Source organism: Arthrobacter sp. 24S4-2, from assembly GCF_005280255.1.
Taxonomy (GTDB): Bacteria; Actinomycetota; Actinomycetes; order Actinomycetales; family Micrococcaceae; genus Arthrobacter.
The window spans coordinates 1,514,526-1,532,421 of sequence record NZ_CP040018.1; the positions used below are offsets into that span (position 1 = coordinate 1,514,526).

General features: G+C 65.1%; 9 protein-coding genes. All 9 read left to right on the forward strand.

What is annotated here, in order from left to right:
* The first annotated feature begins 2 nt into the window (after nucleotides 1-2).
* Complete coding sequence (locus tag FCN77_RS07070; protein WP_137321691.1) at nucleotides 3-599, forward strand: 50S ribosomal protein L25/general stress protein Ctc; 597 nt, start codon at nucleotides 3-5, stop codon at nucleotides 597-599.
* 161 nt (nucleotides 600-760) lie between these two features.
* Nucleotides 761-1,345 carry an aminoacyl-tRNA hydrolase gene (gene pth, locus FCN77_RS07075; protein WP_137321692.1) on the forward strand — a complete coding sequence of 195 codons (585 nt, stop codon included), beginning with the start codon at nucleotides 761-763 and terminating at the stop codon, nucleotides 1,343-1,345.
* Nucleotides 1,346-1,555: 210 nt separating this feature from the next.
* A complete protein-coding gene (locus FCN77_RS07080; RefSeq protein WP_175417176.1) occupies nucleotides 1,556-4,288 on the forward strand; it encodes a LuxR family transcriptional regulator in 2,733 nt (910 codons plus the stop codon).
* Nucleotides 4,289-4,364: 76 nt separating this feature from the next.
* Nucleotides 4,365-7,046, forward strand: a complete 2,682-nt coding sequence (locus tag FCN77_RS07085; RefSeq protein ID WP_217496246.1) for a helix-turn-helix transcriptional regulator — start codon at nucleotides 4,365-4,367, stop codon at nucleotides 7,044-7,046.
* 278 nt (nucleotides 7,047-7,324) lie between these two features.
* The gene (locus FCN77_RS07090) at nucleotides 7,325-10,048 is read left to right on the forward strand and encodes a LuxR family transcriptional regulator (protein WP_137321695.1); all 2,724 of its coding nucleotides are present in this window, start codon (nucleotides 7,325-7,327) and stop codon (nucleotides 10,046-10,048) included.
* A gap of 2 nt (nucleotides 10,049-10,050) precedes the next feature.
* Nucleotides 10,051-12,744 carry a LuxR family transcriptional regulator gene (locus FCN77_RS07095; RefSeq protein WP_137321696.1) on the forward strand — a complete coding sequence of 898 codons (2,694 nt, stop codon included), beginning with the start codon at nucleotides 10,051-10,053 and terminating at the stop codon, nucleotides 12,742-12,744.
* 557 nt (nucleotides 12,745-13,301) lie between these two features.
* Complete coding sequence (locus FCN77_RS07100) at nucleotides 13,302-14,735, forward strand: nucleotide sugar dehydrogenase (RefSeq protein ID WP_137321697.1); 1,434 nt, start codon at nucleotides 13,302-13,304, stop codon at nucleotides 14,733-14,735.
* A gap of 40 nt (nucleotides 14,736-14,775) precedes the next feature.
* Nucleotides 14,776-15,783 carry a dTDP-glucose 4,6-dehydratase gene (locus tag FCN77_RS07105; RefSeq protein ID WP_137321698.1) on the forward strand — a complete coding sequence of 336 codons (1,008 nt, stop codon included), beginning with the start codon at nucleotides 14,776-14,778 and terminating at the stop codon, nucleotides 15,781-15,783.
* An 80-nt stretch (nucleotides 15,784-15,863) separates the two neighbouring features.
* The gene (locus FCN77_RS07110; protein ID WP_137321699.1) at nucleotides 15,864-17,828 is read left to right on the forward strand and encodes an S-layer homology domain-containing protein; all 1,965 of its coding nucleotides are present in this window, start codon (nucleotides 15,864-15,866) and stop codon (nucleotides 17,826-17,828) included.
* The last annotated feature ends 68 nt before the right edge of the window (nucleotides 17,829-17,896 follow it).

Genomic DNA, 17,896 nt, shown 5'->3' on the forward strand with positions numbered 1-17,896 from the left:
ACATGTCTGAGCAGAAGCTCGCAGCAGAAGTACGCACCGAATTCGGCAAGGGCTTCGCCCGCCGCGCCCGCATGGCCAACCTGATCCCGGCCGTCATCTACGGCCACGGCGCCGAGCCGATCCACATCACCCTGCCGTCCAAGGCCACCACCCTGGCCGTTCGCACCGCCAACGCCCTGCTGACCCTGGACATCAACGGCGAACAGCACCTGGCCCTGGTCAAGGACATCCAGCGCAACCCGATCAAGCAGATCATCGAGCACCTCGACCTGCTGACCGTCCGCACCGGCGAGAAGGTCACCGTTGACGTGCCCGTTCACCTGACCGGCGAACTGGCTCCGGGCAACGTGTACAACCAGGAAATGACCACCGTGTCCCTCGAGGCCGAGGCAACCCACCTGCCCACCGCCGTCGAGGTCAGCATTGAGGGCCGCACCGCCGGCGAGCACATCCACGCTTCCGACCTGGTCCTGCCGAAGGGCTCCGTCCTGCTGGCCGACGCCGAGGCTCTCGTCGTTCACATCTCCGAGGCCACCGAGGTCTCCGAGGAAGCGGCTTCGGCCGACACCACCGAAGGATCCTCGGTCGCCGCCGAGTAGTTCCGACGAATTCTCCGGCGGCCGGGTCCCTTTGGGGCCCGGCCGCCGTCGTCTCCGGCGCCGCGCGCCGCTCCGGAGCCAGCATCCCCCCTGCGCCGAACCGCGCCGGCTTCCCCGCCTAAGGCGTCCCGCCCTGACTTGGCCCACCGAAGGACTGATCCATGACTGACACCTGGCTGATCGTAGGGCTTGGCAACCCCGGCACCGAATACAGCAACAACCGGCACAACGTCGGCCAGATGGTGCTGGACGAACTGGCGCGCCGGATAGGCGGCAGCTTCAAGGTGCACAAAGCGCGGGCACACGTCCTGGAGGGCCGTTTGGGCATCGGCGGCCCCCGTGTTGTGCTGGCCAAGCCCATGAGCTACATGAACGTCTCGGGCGGACCCGTGTCGGCGCTGGCGAGGTTCTACGACATCGGTGCCGACCGGGTGGTTGCGGTCCACGACGAAATCGACATTCCTTTTAACACAGTCAAGCTGAAGATCGGCGGCGGCGAAGGGGGCCACAATGGCCTCCGCGACATTTCGAAGGCCCTGGCCACCAAGGACTATCTGCGCGTACGCGTGGGGGTGGGGCGTCCGCCCGGCAGGATGGACACCGCAGACTTCGTCCTGAAGGACTTCGCCACCGCCGAGAAGAAGGAATTGCCGTTCCTGCTGGACGACGCGGCGGATGCGGTGGAAACTGTGGTCAGGGACGGACTCCCTGCCGCGCAGCAGAAATTTCACACCGCTGCTCAGTGACTCGTTTCTGCGCCGGGGGAGGGAGCCTGACGAACACCCAGGCAATTGGTTAACCAATTCAATTTAGCCGCCTAATTGTTTAGTCATATCTGCTATGGTAATTTTCAGATTCAAGGTCTTGATGCCTCGTTTGGCGGCATCGGAAAACTTAACACCCGACGGCTCACCCAAGTCGCATCAGCTGGAGCCACGAAGGTAGCGTGATCGATCGTGTTTGCATCACACGGCTCTGAACATGGGGGGCTGCTGGAGACTGAACGCCGGGGCATGGGCGCCTCAGAGCGGCGTAAGTGGTCGTCGTTGGTGCGGCAGGACGTCCAGGCCTCAGTTGTTTCCGTCCTTCGGGAGAGCGACCTTCACGGCGTCGTTGTGGTCGGTGCGCAAGGCGTCGGCAAGTCCACCTTCGCGCGGGCCGTCGAGGCCAAACTCGTGGCGCAGACGCATATTATCCACCTTCACGGAACCACCACGGATCCTGCAATTCCCTTTGGGCAATTGGCGTTCCTGGTTGCCCGGTTGCCGGGGCATTCCCTTGAATCAGCCGGCGAAATTGTGCACGGCATTTCCCGCCTGATACGGGAAGACGCCGCCGGACGTCCGGTCCTGGTGGTCCTGGAAGATCTGCCGTCAATCGACAGCATGAGCACGGCAGTCCTCATGCAGCTCATCCTGAGTGGTGCCGCCAAGATCATGGTCACCGTCCGGAACGTTACGGACATGCCCGAAGACCTGATTCGGCTACTCCGCAACAAGTCGCTGGAGGAAGTGCGGCTCGAGGTCTTCTCGCGCGCGGAGGTCGGCAAATTGCTTGCGGGAGTCCTGGGGCGCCCGGTGACGGCCACGGCAGCAAGTTCCCTGTACGCGGCCAGCGGCGGAAATCCCCTGGTGCTGCAGGCCATTGTTATCGAGCAATTGCGCTCCGGTAACCTCCACCTCGCCGGGAAGGTATGGGCACTCAAAGGCGGAATTAACCTCGCGGAAGCGGACGCCCTCGTGGACCTTGTCCGGTCCAGACTGGCCAGGGAGACCCCGAAGGTCAGAGAGGGGCTGGAGTGGCTTGCCCTGATCAGGCGCGTTCCATTGTTCGTCCTTATGGACGTCCTCGACCCCGCAGTGGTGGCGGACCTGGAAAAGGCCGGTTACCTGCAGGTTGCTGAAACAGGCCGGCGCTGGGTCAGCCTGAAGGACGAATACGTCGGCGAAGTCATCCGGGGCTGGATGGACCTGCCCAGGCGCAAGGAACTGCACCGGCTGGTGGACAGGGTGGTCGGTGCCACCCCGGCCGAGATGGACGTCGAGGAACTCCTCGGCTACGTTGCCTGGACGCTTGACTGCGGGGAGCCCGTGGAGCCGGCCTTTGCCCTGGCCGCTGCCGCCGCGGCGAACCGGCTTTTCGACCCGATGTTCGCCCTTGAGTCGTTGGCGCAGATCCGCATCGAAGACCCGTACTGGGCCGAAGCGGCCCAGCAGAGGGCCGCCGCCTACATGACGCTCGCCGAGCACGAATCGGCAGTCGCCGTGCTCGAGGACGTCACTGCCGAGCAACTGTCGGAACTCCCGGCGGCCGCCTACGCAAACTACATTCTGGACTTCTGCAGTTCGCTGCTGTGGATCCACGGCGGTTACGGCAGAATCGGCGGGATACTTTCGACGGCCCGGCACGAACTGGCCCGCCGGGAGAGGGCCTCCATCGGCAACGAAACCCCAGCCGACTTCGCCCGCGCCCATGAGCTGATCCGCCTCGCCGAATTCGAACAACTGGTCCACCAAGGCGATTACGAAGCCGTTGCCGAAGACCTGGAACGGGCTTACAAGGAAGAGGGCGATCCGCTTTACGTCCTGAATTGCGGCTGCCTGCTGACCATGGCATGGGCCATCCTCGGCAGGGAAGCGGACGCAGTCGCCCTGGCGGCCGAAGTCCAGCAAAAAATGGAACAGTCCAACGCCGTTCCCGGAATGCTGAGCTGGCGGGCTGAAGGGTTGTTCGCTGCCCTCCTTTGCAGCGGCCAGTGGGAAGACTGCGTCCGGATCCTCACGGAGGCATTGGACCAGAAGCCCAAGATCATGCAGTACCTCGGCGGGGCAGCGGAACTTGCGTTGGGAGTGGCATACACGTACGCCGGAAGGGCCGACCTGGCGATTGACACGCTGCTCGGCGCCCAGGCCCAGCTGGAGATCCGGCGGAGTTACTATGGCCCGTCACTTGCCTGCTCCGCCTTGGCCTTTGCGTACGCCCAGGCAGGCGACATCCAGGAGTCGCGCAACTTCCTGGACCTGGCAGCCCAGGAGGACCAGCACGTCGCGTGGTTCACCTCCTGGATGGCAGATTTCTGCGTCCGGATGGCCAAGCGCTGGCTCAAGGACCCGGGCGCCAAGCAGAAGCTGATCGAGTCCGCGCACGAAGACATTTCCAAGGGTCGGACAACCACTGCATCCATCAGCCTGTTTGGTGCTACCGTGCATGGAACGGAGGAAGAGCTGATCCTGCTGACCGAGGTTTCCTCCCGAAGGCAAGGAAAAATGGCCGGAGTGAACCGTCTGGTCGGGGAGGGGAGTAGAAAGAAAGACGCCAAAGTCCTGCTTCAGGCGGCGGCCCTGGCCCATGAACTCCACCTCGACGCCGTGGAGTCACGGTGCGTAGTGCTGGCACTGGATATCGCCAGGGAAAAAGGGGATTCCCAATCCGCACGGGCAGCCCAGCACCGTCTGGACCGGCTGGTGGAGACACTGCCGGTGCTGCCGCTGATGCCGCACACGGTGGGACCGGAACTGACTGAACGGGAACGGCAGGTCGCCAGGATGGCCAGCCAGGGCTTGAGCAACAAGGAGGTTGCCAACCGACTGCAGCTTTCCATTCGTACTGTGGAAGGCCATCTCTACCAAATCTTCACGAAAATGGGGATTTCATCGAGGAGTGAGCTTGAAGGATCCGCTCAAGTCTGACGGGAAGTCCCAGGTGCGCCCGCGCGCCGGAGCCCAGCGCCAGGATACCGGTGAGCCCTGGATAGACCGGGGTGACATGCTGATCTCAGTAAACGATGCCCTGGCCTCGGACGACTGCTGGGCCGTGTTTGTGGTGGGAGAGGCCGGGCTCGGAGCGTCCTCGCTGCTCGCCCAGCTAAACAACGCCAGGAGCGGCAACACGGCGGTCATGACTGTCCACGGAAGCCCGTCCCTTGCGCCGGTTCCCTATGGGGCGCTGTCACCATATCTGGCTGATCTCTCGGTGGAGGATGTCACGTCCAAAGTTGCCGTGCTGAGGGAACTGTGGACGCACCTGGAAGCCGCCCGAAAGAACCCGGGACCCGCCTTGCTGCTCGTGGATGATGCCCACGACCTCGACACCGCGACCGCGGAGATGATCTCTGAGCTCGTCCAGGCCGGATGGGCCAAGCTCGTAGCCACCTGCATCCCCCGTCCCGGCATACCCCAGCCGCTGCTCCGGCTATGGCACGACGGCACCGCCGAGCGCTTCGATATTGCCCCGCTGACCCTGGAGCAAGGGCATCACCTCTGTGAGGCACTGCTCGACGGCAAAATCCTCAACAGCACGTCGCGTGAATTCTGGCAGGAAGCCGGCGGCAACACCCTGCTACTGAAGACCCTGGTCCGGGAAGCCCAGCGTTCCGGCGATCTTATCCAGCGGAACGGAATCTGGCTCAATGCCGGGTCATCCCACGTGCGCACGCTGGAGCTCACCGCCGTCGTCAAGGTCCAGCTCATGCGCATCTCGGCCGATGGCCGGGAGGCGCTGAACCTCATCGCCCTGGCCGAGCCGGTGGACAGGTCGCTGGTGGGAGAAATTGCCGGAGAACCGGCCGTCAAGGAACTGCTGGACCAGCGGCTGGTGGTGCAGTCGGTGGACAGCGAACCGACGCTCCGCCTCGTCAGCCCGGTGTACGGGGAGGTGCTGCGGCGCATCGTCCCCGCGGCCCGTAGCCTCCAGCTGCACAGGGAACTCGTGGCCCGCATGGAACTATCCACGGACAAGCCGGAGTCACTGCTTCGCATGGTGTCGTGGTCCCTGGACTGCGGGGCTGAAGTCCCCGGCCGCCTGCTGATCCGGGCCGCCGTGCTCGCCTGCAAGCTCTTCCAGAGCGAGACGGCCCTGCGCATCGCGTGGGCGGTCCGGGACCCCGAACTGCAACAGACCGCCCGCGCCGTGATGGCACGGTCGCATTACAACCTCGGGCACTATGACGAAGCGGCCGCCCTCCTGAACGAAAACGTGGACGCCGTCAACGGAGTCAGCCACATGGTCTTCAACAGCCTGCTGAGGTCGGCCACGCGGACAGCGCTTGGACATCCCGCCTCGGAAATCGCCGGCGACGCCCGCCGGCTCCGGCAATGGGGAGAAGAAGAAGCCGCGGCCAAGCCCGCGGAGGCACCCGGCATCCTCGCCGCCACGGCCCACCGGGCATCCCTCGTGGAGCTCATGGCCCTCTCTTTGCAGGGCGACTACCGGCGGATGGGCCCCCTCCTCTCGGACCTGCTGGACCCGGGTGTCCCACTCGATGAACCCGACGGCGCCGTTACCCGTTCCATGGCCATGGCACTGCAGGCCGAGCGGCTTTGTGCGCTGGGCTATCCGGTGCAGGGCCGCCAACTCGCCGTGGATGCCTCCAGCCAGGCGCAGTCTCCCGACAACGACATCTTCTTTCTTCCGGAGTTCATCGTGGTCCGCCTGGTCGCCTGCGACCTTGCCGCCGGGGAATGGGCCGAGGCGCACCAGCTCCTGGACGGGTATGCGGAGACCTCCTTCGGCTCCGCCATGGTGTCCTTCAGCGGAGCCGCGTACGTCGTGATGGGGTATGTCGCAGTCCGGCAAGGCAAGCTTGCCGACGCCTTCGAGCTGCTGACCACCGGCCTCGAAGCCCTCCGTGACAGCGACCCCCAGCAGATGTTCCGCTTCTGCGCGGCGATGGCCTACTACGTTGCGGCCGCCCAGGGACAAAAGCAGGAGGCCGAACGGCTGCGGTCCGACTACGAGGCCTGGGGCGAGCGCGGCATGCACCTGGTCACCGCGCACGCCCGTGCCTTCCTGGCTGCCGGCGACGAGCACCTGCGCGGCGACGGAACCGGAATCGCGGCACTGCACAAGAGCGCCGAGCATGCCTCGGAACAGGACGCCCTTTTCCTGGAGCTAAACGCGCTCGCCTTGGCCCTCGGCCTGGGCGACACCACCAGGCTGGAACGGTTGGCAGCCGTCGCCGGCGTCGTGGAAGGGAAGTGGGCTGCGGCCCTGGCGGAATACTGCGCCGCGCTGTCCGACGGCGGGGCCGAACTCTACCTCCGCGCGGGGGATGCACTATTCGCGGCCACAGCATTCCAGCTGGCCTCGGACGCCTATTCGGCCGCGATGACCTTCGTGGACCGCAGCAGGAACCGGGACCTGGCCGCGCTGGCCCGCTCCGGCATTGCCCGGTGCAACGAGGAGCTGGGCCATGCCGGCAGCGAGGCGCAGCCGGACACCGTAGCCCCCATCCTGACCAAACGGGAACAGATCATTGTCGGACTCGCTGCAACCGGCCTCAGCGACCGCATGATCGCGGACAAGCTGCAGATCTCGGTCCGCACCGTGGAGGGACACCTGTACCGCTGCTATCTGAAGCTTGGCATCGCGGGACGTGACGAGTTGGCGGGGGCTGCCGGGCTCGGAGGGGACGCAGCAGTATCAGGCAACGCGCCACCCCGGCGATAGGTACCTGGCCCGCAGGGCGCTACTCGCAAAACGGGCCCGGGGTCCCGGCACGTCAGCTTGTTAACTAGTTTTTGTGGCGGCTCAGGTGTTGATTCCGCCCGTTCGGTCCGGCCAATCCGGCCCCCTGCGTACATTCGCGGGGTGATCGAGGGTACCTGCCTTCCAAGTGCAGGTATGAGTAACGGGCAAAATCGAGTACTCACTACTGGTGCCCGGGGGCGTGCCAGCTGGTTAATTTGGGTTACCAGGAATCGCTCTTAAATACAGAGGTCTCGCTCATGTTGACAGCCGATAACGTGGCCAGTTCACACGCCACCAGGTCCGCCGGAATGACACGGGGCGCTGCATGGCCTTTGATCGGGCGGAAACAGGCTGTCAGCGATATCACCAGGGCCCTGGCCGAGTCCACCGGGGGAGTACTCGTAACCGGAACCTCGGGCACCGGCAAGACCTTCCTCACCACCCACGCCCTCAAACAGTTCCGCGAGGATTCCCTGGTGGTGACGCTCCGGTGCAGCGCAGCATTGTCCCGCTCACCCTATGGAGCACTCAACATGCTGTTGGGCGACCTTGAGCCCGGGTACCTGAACCACCCTGTGCTTGTGCTGTCCGGACTCATGCGGCTGCTGCGTGAACGCGCGAACGGGAAGACGGTGTACCTGTTCGTCGATAACGCCGGCGAAGCCGACGAACTCACCGCCGTGACTATCGCCCAGCTTGCCCGCAACCGCGCGGTGCGCCTGGTCCTGACGTGTGCGGATCCGCTGCGGTTGTCGGCCGAGATTTCGGGTCTTTGCGACGGCGGCTTCCTCACACGCGTGAACCTCGAACCGTTGTCCTTCCGCGAAGCCGTCAGCTGGCTGGAGGAAGGGCTCAGCGCCAAAGTTTCGCATTCCGCCGTGCAGTCGCTGTGGGCCGCGAGCGACGGCAATCCGCACTACCTGAAGATGCTCGCGATGGAGCTCGCAGATTCAGGTTCGCTCGTGCTTCGCGACGGCGTGTGGGTCCTCACGGCAGGGCATCACATTCACGGGCGGGCGATCACAGACCTCATCGCCACACGGCTGGGCCGGATGGGCGAGGCGGACCGCCGGATCCTTGAGATCCTGTCGCTGGCAGAAACATTGCCCCTGGATACGCTGCTCCTGCTCGTTGAAGCTGATGACGTGGACGCCCTTGAAGAACGCGGCGTGCTGGCGGTCGAAGACTCCCTGCCCCGCCGGGTCAGGATCCAAAGCCAACTGGTGGCTGATGTGGTGCGCGAAAACGTCCCGCCGGGACGCAGCAACGAGCTGCGCGAAATGGTTGTCGCCGCAGCGGACCCTGCGCTCCGGACACCGGCAACGGAACTGCCGTTCGCAGTCTGGGCCCTCGACTGCGGGGCGGTGCTGCCGGCAGGGGGCGCCCTTTCGGCAGCGAGGCTGGCCAACCGCCGACTGGACGCCGCGCTGGCCCTGCGGTTTGTGCGCACCATCGAGGGACACGAAGGCCTGGCTGCCGCAGTCACAGAGGAAGTGGCGGCCCTCATGACCCTCGGGGAGGTGGACGAGGCCCTGGACGTCGTCCGCCGACATCGCAAGGCATCACGGGGGGACCCCGCGCTGGCGGAATGGATCGGGCTTCTGCTGGCAGAGAGCTCGGTTTTCCTTGCCACTCCGGAGGCATGGCACGAGGCCCCGGACTCCCTGGCCCGGGCCAGGAAGGTCCTTTATGAGGAAATCACAGGACCCGCGGCCGAACTGTCGGGACCGGAGCTCAGGCGTATCCGCGAACAGCTGACCCTGGCCGAGGCGGAAGCGGCAAGCTACACCGGCGCCTACCCGGAACTGGCCTCCAGCCTTGTCGAGGTGCTCGACAACACGGAATTCCACAGCGCGGAATTCCGCCTGCAGGCAGGCAGCTGGCTGTGCGAAGCCTGGGCGGTGACAGGCCGCCAATCCGATGCGGCTGAGCTCGCCGAACAACTGAAGCTGCAGTGCCTGCGGCCGGAAATCCCCGTAGCCATCGCCCAATCCGTGATCTCCCGGCTCCGGTTCGCCTATCTCATTGCCGGCCGATGGGACGAAGCGACCGAAACCCTGCCGACAGAGGACTGGCTCCCTTCCTCCGTGATCTACCGCCGGTTCAGCGCCACCGAAGTACCCGAAGCGATTAGCGCCTGCATGCAGGGCCGGGGACGCGACGGCCTGGACCTGCTCGTGCCAGGCATCAGCCAATTACGGATTCAGGACAGCGACGGCGTTTTGACGCTTGCCTGTGCTGCGGCGGCCTATGCTTCGGCGTTGCAGGGCGAGCGCGAGCAGGCGATGGCCTATCTGGCAGAAACAGCCGAAGGTGCCCGACGGAAAACGTGGAAAGTGTCACGGGCGGAGGGCTACTTTACCGCGCTGGCCAGGGCAGAGCTCGAGGGCCCGCGGACAGGAATAGAGCAACTGCTGCGCCTCGCGGACGAGGACCTCGGCACCGGCACAGTCGGGCATGAGCTGCTGTGCCTCAGCTCGGCCGTCAGGCTAGGGGAATCCGCTGTGGCGCCCAGGCTCCTGGAGACTGCCGCCAACAGCCAGGGACCCTTTGCGGAACTGTGTGCGCAGTACGCGCAGGGGATCATTTCGGGTGAAGCAGACGAACTCATGGCCGCTGCGAACCTGGCGGCCCGGCTGCACAACGACAGGTTTGCCCTGGACATCGCCGAATCGGTGTTGACGCTCGACCAGGCACACCTCGAACGGAGCCTCATCCGGCAGGCCAAGCACTTGGCGGAAAGCTGCCGCAGGCGCCTGCGCACGCCCCAGGACGGAATGCACGACCGGCTTACGCTGACAGCCCGCGAACTTCAAATAGCCCAGCTGGCCGCTGCCGGAGCCAGTAACAAGAGCATTGCCGCGCAGCTGCACGTTTCGGTGCGGACCGTTGAGGGCCACCTTTACCAGATTTACGGCAAGCTGAAAATTGAAGAGCGCTTGGAGCTTCCGGTCGCCCTTGGCAGTACAGGAGATGACTAGCCATGACTGAAACCATTACGGCGGAGCGGCTGATCGGGCGCTTCGGCATAGTTGCCTCGGTTGTCGATTGCCTCTCCGACGCCAACGGCCCCGGTGCGCTCATCCTGGGCGACGCCGGCATCGGCAAGACCGCGCTCACCAACGAAGTGATACTTGAGCTCGGCAACCGGATCCGGCCCTTCTACGTCTATGCCGGTCCATCGCTGTCCGAGGTTCCCTACGCAGCCCTTGCGCCCCTGCTGACCGCCCTGACACCCGGCCAGACAGACCAGCCCCGTGCCGTTCTGAAGGCACTGGTGACCGAACTGAACCCGGACGGCCACCGGGACCAGTCGCAGGCCGTGCTGGTGGTGGAGGACGCACAACACCTGGATGACAGCAGCGCCGCCGTCATAGCGCAGCTGGCCGCCGCGGAAGCCGCCAGGGTTGTCCTGCTCTGCCGGCCGCACCCTTCGCCGCCGCCGGAGGTGCTGGCAATGTGGTCGGAGGGGCTGGTGGACCGCTTCGAGCTGCAGCCACTGACCACGAATGAGGTCGATGAGCTTTGCGCCCGGGTTCTGGGCTCGCCGCTCGTGCCCAGTGCCAGCGCGGTCCTGTACAGGTCCTCGGGTGGAAACCCGATGTTCCTGCTGGAGCTGATAGCCCATGCCAGGAGCCGGGGCCACCTATTGCGCCGAAACGACACCTGGGTGCTCGTGGGCGAGCCCGGAGCGGCCACAGTCCGGCTGATGGACCTGGTCAGGAACCAGATCATGCAGCTGAACCCGGCCCAGCGGCAGGCTTTGGAATCAGTGGCGCTCGCTGAGGCGATCCCCCTGAGCGTTCTGCAGCGCGCCAGTGACAGTCATGCGGTGGACGAACTCAAGGAGCTGCAGTTCATCGCGATCTCCGCCGACCCCGCCCGCCACGTCCGCCTGGCACAACCGCTGATCGGGGAAGTGATCCGGCAGCTGGTCCCGACGGCCCGCAGTGTGACCATTCGCCGGCGTATCGTGGACCTTCTGGACTCCCGGCCTGAGACCCTGGACGGGAGGCTCCGCCACGTCACTTGGGCCCTGGAATCCGGGGCAACAGTTCCCGACGCCGATATCCTGGAGGCCGCGCAGCTGGCCAACCGCCTGTTCCTTCCCGACTATGTGGAACGCGTGGTGGGCGCCATCAGGGAACCGTCCCTGAAGCTTGCCGCGCAGGTGGAACTGGCCCGCGCCAAGTTGTACGGGCGCGATCCGATGGGCGCGGGCCTCTGCCTCGAGGGCGTGGTGGAACGGGCAACCGATTTACGCACGGTCCGGCAGGCATCCATGCTGGCGGCGCAATTGGCCGCCGGCCAGCGCAACGGCCCCGAGGCCGTGCTCCGTGCGGCCGATGCCTGGGCTGAAGCCGTCTCCAGGCTGGAAGAGGCCGATCTGGGGTTCGACCCGGCGGAGCTGGAAACATCCCGTATTGGCAGCAGGCTGCTGGCACTGGAAGGATACCAGGCGGCGGGCCGCCATGTGGAGGCAGAACCCGAACTGCAGGAGATCTGGGAGTCCACCGACGACGACGAGTGCCGGCTGCTGGCCGGCACGCTCCTGGCTGAGTCGCTGGCCCTGACCGGACGCGCCGTTTCGGCGCTGCAGATCGTGATGGTGGTGGAAGACATTCTCGCCGCCAGCGGTGACCGGCGACTCGAGTACGCCGAGTTTGTGATGCGGCGCTACCTGCTGGCACTGCTTCATGCCGGCGAGCTCGACGTCCTGGAGCACTACCTGCAGAACCACATAGCCCAGGCCTCCAACTCGCTCATCTACTTCGGCGGGATGCTGCATCTGGCCGCAGGGACCGCAGACCTCCGCCGGGGAACAATCGGATTGGCCCTGCCGAAACTGAGCCAGGCCGCCGAGGTGCTTCGCCTTTCCGACGCCGGCGGTGACTTGCCTGACGCGCTCGCCGCCACCGCGTATTCCGCTTCCATCCTCAACAGGACCGACACCGCCAAAGCGAATGCCGACGCCTATGACGCCCTGGTTTCGGACCATCGGCACGCATCTCTCCTGGGGCGGGCCTACGCCGTCGCGGCCCGCGCCGAGCGCGTGGGCGTCTCCGCGGCCGTGTCCAAACTGATGGCCCTTGCCGATGCCGCAGAAGCCTCCGGATTCCTCAGCTATGAGGTCGAAATCCTTTCACTGGTGCTCAGGCTGGGCGACCTGACAGTTGTGCCGCGCCTTGCCAGGGCTGCGGAGGGCTGCGAAGGCCGCAGCGCGGAATTTGTGGCCGCCTACTGCCGTGCGCTGGCCGCCAAGGACGTCAACCGCCTCGTGGAAATGAGCGACGCCGCGGCACGGGACGGATTGGACCTGGCCGCCGCGGAGTGCGCGGCCCATGCCCTTCGCATTTTGGAGACCCGCGGGGACAAACCACGACAGTTCGAAGCCCAGAAGCTGGTCAAGCAGCGCAACGCCGCGCTCAACAGGTCCGGGACGTCCGCCGCGGAGATCGCGCCCGATCTGCACAAGCTGACCCGGCGGGAACAGGAAATCGCGGCGCTTGTCCAGGCCGCCGCCAGCAACCGGGAAATCGCCCTTCAACTCGGCCTTTCGCTCCGGACGGTGGAAGGACACCTGTACCGGATGTTCGCAAAACTCGGAATCAGCCACCGCGAGGACCTGGCCATGGTGGCGTATGGCGCCCGGCACGCCGGCGGTTCCGCGCCGTAACCATTTCGCTCAACAGCCACTTTTCCTGGGCCGGCCCCGGTAGAACCGGGCCGGCCCAGGGCCGCCCAGGCAGCACCTGCGTGGCCGCCCTGACGGTAGCCAGCCCCGCGCTACCTGCCGGAATTTTCCCGTGCCCTGACAGCGGCGGCGCCGCTCGGGCCACCCTGCCCCCAAACGAGTACCCATGCGAGTGGTGGGGGCTGAAGGGGCGGGTACCCGCCCGTTGCGGCCAGTGATGCACCCGCAAAGACGGGTAGAGCCCACTCGCGCCCCGGCAGGTGGTTGGTTAATACGCTGTAGCTTGTTGGGCCGCAGGCAACTATTGGGGAAAGAAGTGGGTCTTTAGATGCATCAATCAGCTGACACTTGGTTTTCGGAACTTCAGGTGGCATTCCACCCGGACCATTCCTCCATGGCGACCAGCATCCCGCCGATCGCGGGTACCCCATTCGAGCCGGCGACGACCCGGGCAGCGTCCTTTGAGACCGGGAGCTGCCATCCTTCGTCGCCGGCTTTCTTTCAAAGGGACAAATCGAATACCGGGAGGTCGGTCTAGCATGACACCGAACACCAAGCTAAAGACGCATAAGGCACCCCTGGGCAGGCCGGCCCTTTCGCCGCTTCAGGAGGAACCCAGGCAATGGCCCCAGGGCGGATCGACGGTGCCCGAACTGGAAGCGGACTCCGCTGACGCGCAGCCGGCAACCGGCGAAACCCCGGCGCAGGACCAGACGTTCACCTTCGACGTCGCGATTGTGGGACTCGGCTACGTTGGCCTTCCCACCGCGCTGGCCATCAATGCTTCCGGACGGCGCGTCCTGGGACTGGATGTTTCCGAATCCCGGCTGGCCGTCATCCGGTCCCAGCAGGCAGACCTGCTGGACTCCGACAAGGCCCGCCTGAACAGCGCCCTGGATGACCCCACGTTCATGATCAGCACTGACCTGTCATTGCTGGCCAGGGCCGCGGCAGTTGTGGTCTGCGTTCCAACGCCGGTGGACCCGTACCTCGTGCCGGATCTCGGGATCCTCCGGGCGGCATGTGCTTCCGTGGTCGAATTCGCCGTGCCCGGCCAGCTGCTGATGCTGACATCCACCACCTATGTCGGATCCACCCGGGACCTGCTGGCCGTTCCACTGGCCGCCAAGGGGCTCATCCCGGGCCGGGACGTGTTCGTGGCGTTCTCACCGGAACGCATCAACCCCGGCGTGGACGCTTTCTCCCACGAAGATGTTCCCCGGGTCGTCGGCGGGGTGACACCGGCCTGCGGTGAGGCCGCGGAGGCGTTGCTGCAGGCCAGCACCAAGCTGGTGCACGTGGTGCCGTCCGCCGATGTGGCGGAGATGACCAAACTCGTTGAAAACACCTTCCGGGCGGTGAACATCGCCCTGGCCAACGAGTTCGCGGATATCTGCCACGAGCTGGGGATGGAGGTCATGGACGTCATTGACGCAGCCTCCACCAAGCCCTACGGCTTCATGCCGTTCACCCCCGGCCCGGGCGTTGGCGGCCACTGCATTCCGTGCGACCCGCACTACCTGCTGTGGCAGCTGCGCAAAGCCAGGGTTACCGCACCCGTGATCGAGCACGCCATGGCAGGAATCGCCGGCAGGCCCCACCAGGTGGTGGAAAAGGCACGGCGCATCCTCTCGGACCGCAACCACGGCATCTCGGGCGCCCGCGTCCTGGTCCTGGGAGTGGCCTACAAGCCCGACGTCGAAGACCTCCGTGAATCTCCGGCACTGGAAATCATCGCGGAAATGATCGCCGACGGCGCCGAAGTTGCTTACCACGATCCCTGGTGCCCCACGGCTCCGGACGGTCAGGGCGGCGCCCTGGTATCCCTCGCCGATCCCACTGTGTGGGAGGCGGACCTGGTCATTCTCCATACGCGGCATTCCGTGATGGACCTCGACTGGCTGGGCGACGCACAGGCTGTGCTTGACACGACCTATCGTCTGCCCGCCGCCACCAACACCACCCGGCTTTGATTCCAGCGGCTTCGCTGGTTGTCAGAAGAAAGTAGGAGCAGTGAAAACAGCAATCACCGGCGGAGCCGGCTTCATTGGGAGTCACCTCGTGGAGCACCTCCTCGCGGCCGGAGACAAAGTCACCGTGTTGGATGACCTCTCAACCGGCCGCCTGGAAAACCTCCGGACCGTGATTGGCCACCGGGATTTTCACTTTGTCGAAGGCAGCATCCTCGACCGTGCGGCAGTGGACAAGGTGGTGGCCGGCGCTGACCGGGTCTTCCACCTGGCAGCCGCCGTGGGCGTGAACCTGATCGTGGAGCACCCGCTGGAAAGCCTGCGCACCAACATCCACGGCACCGAAGTGGTCCTGGATGCCGTCCTGGCCTCCGGCGCGAGCCTCCTGCTGGCGTCCACCAGCGAGATCTACGGCAAGAACACCTCGGACAGCCTGTCAGAGGAATCGGACCGGATCCTTGGCTCTGCCCTTAAGTCCCGGTGGACGTACGCTGCGGCCAAAGGCATCGACGAGGCATTTGCCCACGCCTACTGGCGGCAGTTTGGCCTTCCCGTGGCGATCGTGCGGCTGTTCAACACCGTGGGGCCGAGGCAAACCGGCCGGTACGGGATGGTGGTGCCGCGCCTGGTCAAGCAGGCGCTCGCCGGGGAGCCATTGACTGTCTACGGCGACGGACGCCAGACCCGGTGCTTCTCGTACGTCGGAGACATCGTCCCGGCCATCACCAGGATTTCGGAGGAGAAGTCCGCCGTCGGCAATGCGTACAACCTGGGCGGCAGCTATGAGATTTCGATCCTGACCCTCGCCCGGCGGATTGTCGAGCTGCTGGGCAGCGAAAGCCCCATCACGCTGGTGCCCTACGAGCAGGCATACGCCGACGGCTATGAAGACATGCGCCGCCGCGTGCCGAACAACGGCAAAGCCAAGGCGCTGGTGGGTTTCGATCCAAAGACCACCCTCGACCAGATCATTTTGAATGTGGCGGCTGACCACCGCCCGGTTAAAGCGCCCGATCCGCTCGGGTGGAAAGTCACGTTGGCGGCCAACTAGCCGTCCGTGAGGTGCCGCGCCGGACGGGGGGCGGCAACCGTCAAAAGTTATGTGCACCTTCGACGAAAGAGTTGAGTTCCATGACGCTTCTGCAACGCTCTACTGCGGTCTCAGAGCCCCGCCACAGGGCTGAACGGCCCCCAGGCCGGCGCAGGTCCCGCTGGCTGGCAGCCTCCACCACGGTTGCCGTCGCCGTCTCACTGTTGGGGCTCACCGCCCCCGCGGCCAACGCTGCGCCCAACACAACCATTACGCTTACCTTCGATGACGCCAACGCGGATCAAATCGCCGCTGCCGCAAAGATCAACGGGCTTGGAATGCCCGGCACGTTCTTCACACCTTCGGGTTTCATCGGTGCCACCGGATACATGACGGTGGCGCAGGTATTGGCCCTCCAGGCTGCCGGGAATGAAATCGCCGGCCACACCGTAACCCACCCCGATCTGGCTCAAATGGGGACCGACGAGGTCAAGCGCCAGGTGTGCAACGATCGGGTGAACCTGACCAACATGGGCCTGAACGTGACCAACTTTGCCTACCCGTTCGCGTCCCTGACGCCGGAGGTTCAGACCATCGTCCAAGGTTGCGGATACAACAGCGCGCGCGGCCTCGGCGACCTCGAAAGCAAAGTGGCGGGTACCGCCGGCTTCGGCTTCGCCGAGGCGGTTCCCGTCCCTGCAGCGGACCTCTATGACACCAAAGCGCCCGACGAGGTGGACAACACGTGGACCCTGCTGGACATGCAGAACCTCGTCACCAAGGCCGTTGCGAATGGTGGCGGATGGGTCCAGCTGACCTTTCACCACATCGGCGCCGGCACCGATCCAACTTCGGGCAGTGCTGATCCCCTCACCGTGTCCACGGATCTGTTCAATCAGTTCGCTGACTGGTTGGCCCAGCAGAAGGCGGCGGGCAGCATCGACGTCAAGAACGTCCGGGACGTGATCGGAGGCGCGAGCCAGCCGGTCGTCGCCGGTCCGGCTGCACCGCCGGCCGTCACCACCGGCAACCTGGTCAAGAACCCGAGTCTGGAGACCGACGGGCCAGCGGCAACCGGACTGCCGAAATGCTGGGCACAGGGAGGCTACGGCACTAACACGCGGACGTTCACGAAGGTGGCGCCCGGGCATGCCGGGACGGCAACGGCCGCCCAGCAGATGGTTATGTCCGCTTGGACGAGCGGCGATGGAAAGCTGCTGCCGACGCTCGACCTTGGCGAATGCGCCCCGAGCGCCATCGCCGGGCATACCTATCAGATGAAGGCCTGGTACAAGTCCACCGCACCGACTCAGTTTGAGCTGTATTACCGCACAGGCCTTGGCACCTGGACTTATTGGACGGCCAGCCCGTTGGCCAACGCAGCCACGGGTTGGACCCAGGCCACATTTACTACCCCGGCAGTGCCTGTAGGAGCCTCAGCAATCAGCTTCGGCCTGAACCTGATTAGCACCGGAACACTGGTCACCGATGACTATGAACTGTACGACACGGTCAGCGTCAAGACGTTCAGCGACGTCGCCACCACCAACCAGTTCTACAACGAGATCAGTTGGCTTTCGAACAACCTCATCACCCAGGGCTACCCTGACGGCACGTTCAAGCCGCTGACGTCCATCAACCGTGATGCCATGGCCGCGTTCCTCTACCGGTTGGCCGGCAGCCCGGCGGTCCCGGCCAATGCTCCGACCTTTACGGATGTGGCCCCGAGCAACCAGTTCTACAACGAAATCCGCTGGCTGGCTGCACAGGGAATCTCCACGGGATATCCGGACGGCACGTTCCGGCCCCTGGATCCCGTGAACCGCGATGCAATGGCTGCGTTCCTTTACCGGTACAACGGAAAGCCCGCAGTCCCCAGCACCGCACCGACGTTCCCGGACGTCAGCACCGGCAATCTCTTCTACAACGAGATCCGCTGGCTCGCGGCAACCGCTATCACCACCGGGTACCCGGACGGCACTTTCCGTCCGGTCCAGGCCATCACCAGGGACGCCATGGCGGCCTTTATCTACCGCTACAACCTGAACTTCCCCAAGGGAATGTAACCAGGGACAGCAACCGTTAGGGCAAAGCCCGGGCGGCTGCGCATCCGGAGGGATCCTCCGGGTGCGCA

What these genes read in the sequence shown, in the direction of transcription:
- FCN77_RS07070 (WP_137321691.1), top strand. Translation starts at nt 3, where the DNA reads ATGTCTGAGCAGAAGCTCGCAGCAGAAGTACGCACCGAATTCGGCAAG.
- pth (WP_137321692.1), top strand. Translation starts at nt 761, where the DNA reads ATGACTGACACCTGGCTGATCGTAGGGCTTGGCAACCCCGGCACCGAA.
- FCN77_RS07085 (WP_217496246.1), top strand. Translation starts at nt 4,365, where the DNA reads ATGCTGATCTCAGTAAACGATGCCCTGGCCTCGGACGACTGCTGGGCC.
- FCN77_RS07090 (WP_137321695.1), top strand. Translation starts at nt 7,325, where the DNA reads ATGTTGACAGCCGATAACGTGGCCAGTTCACACGCCACCAGGTCCGCC.
- FCN77_RS07095 (WP_137321696.1), top strand. Translation starts at nt 10,051, where the DNA reads ATGACTGAAACCATTACGGCGGAGCGGCTGATCGGGCGCTTCGGCATA.
- FCN77_RS07100 (WP_137321697.1), top strand. Translation starts at nt 13,302, where the DNA reads ATGACACCGAACACCAAGCTAAAGACGCATAAGGCACCCCTGGGCAGG.
- FCN77_RS07110 (WP_137321699.1), top strand. Translation starts at nt 15,864, where the DNA reads ATGACGCTTCTGCAACGCTCTACTGCGGTCTCAGAGCCCCGCCACAGG.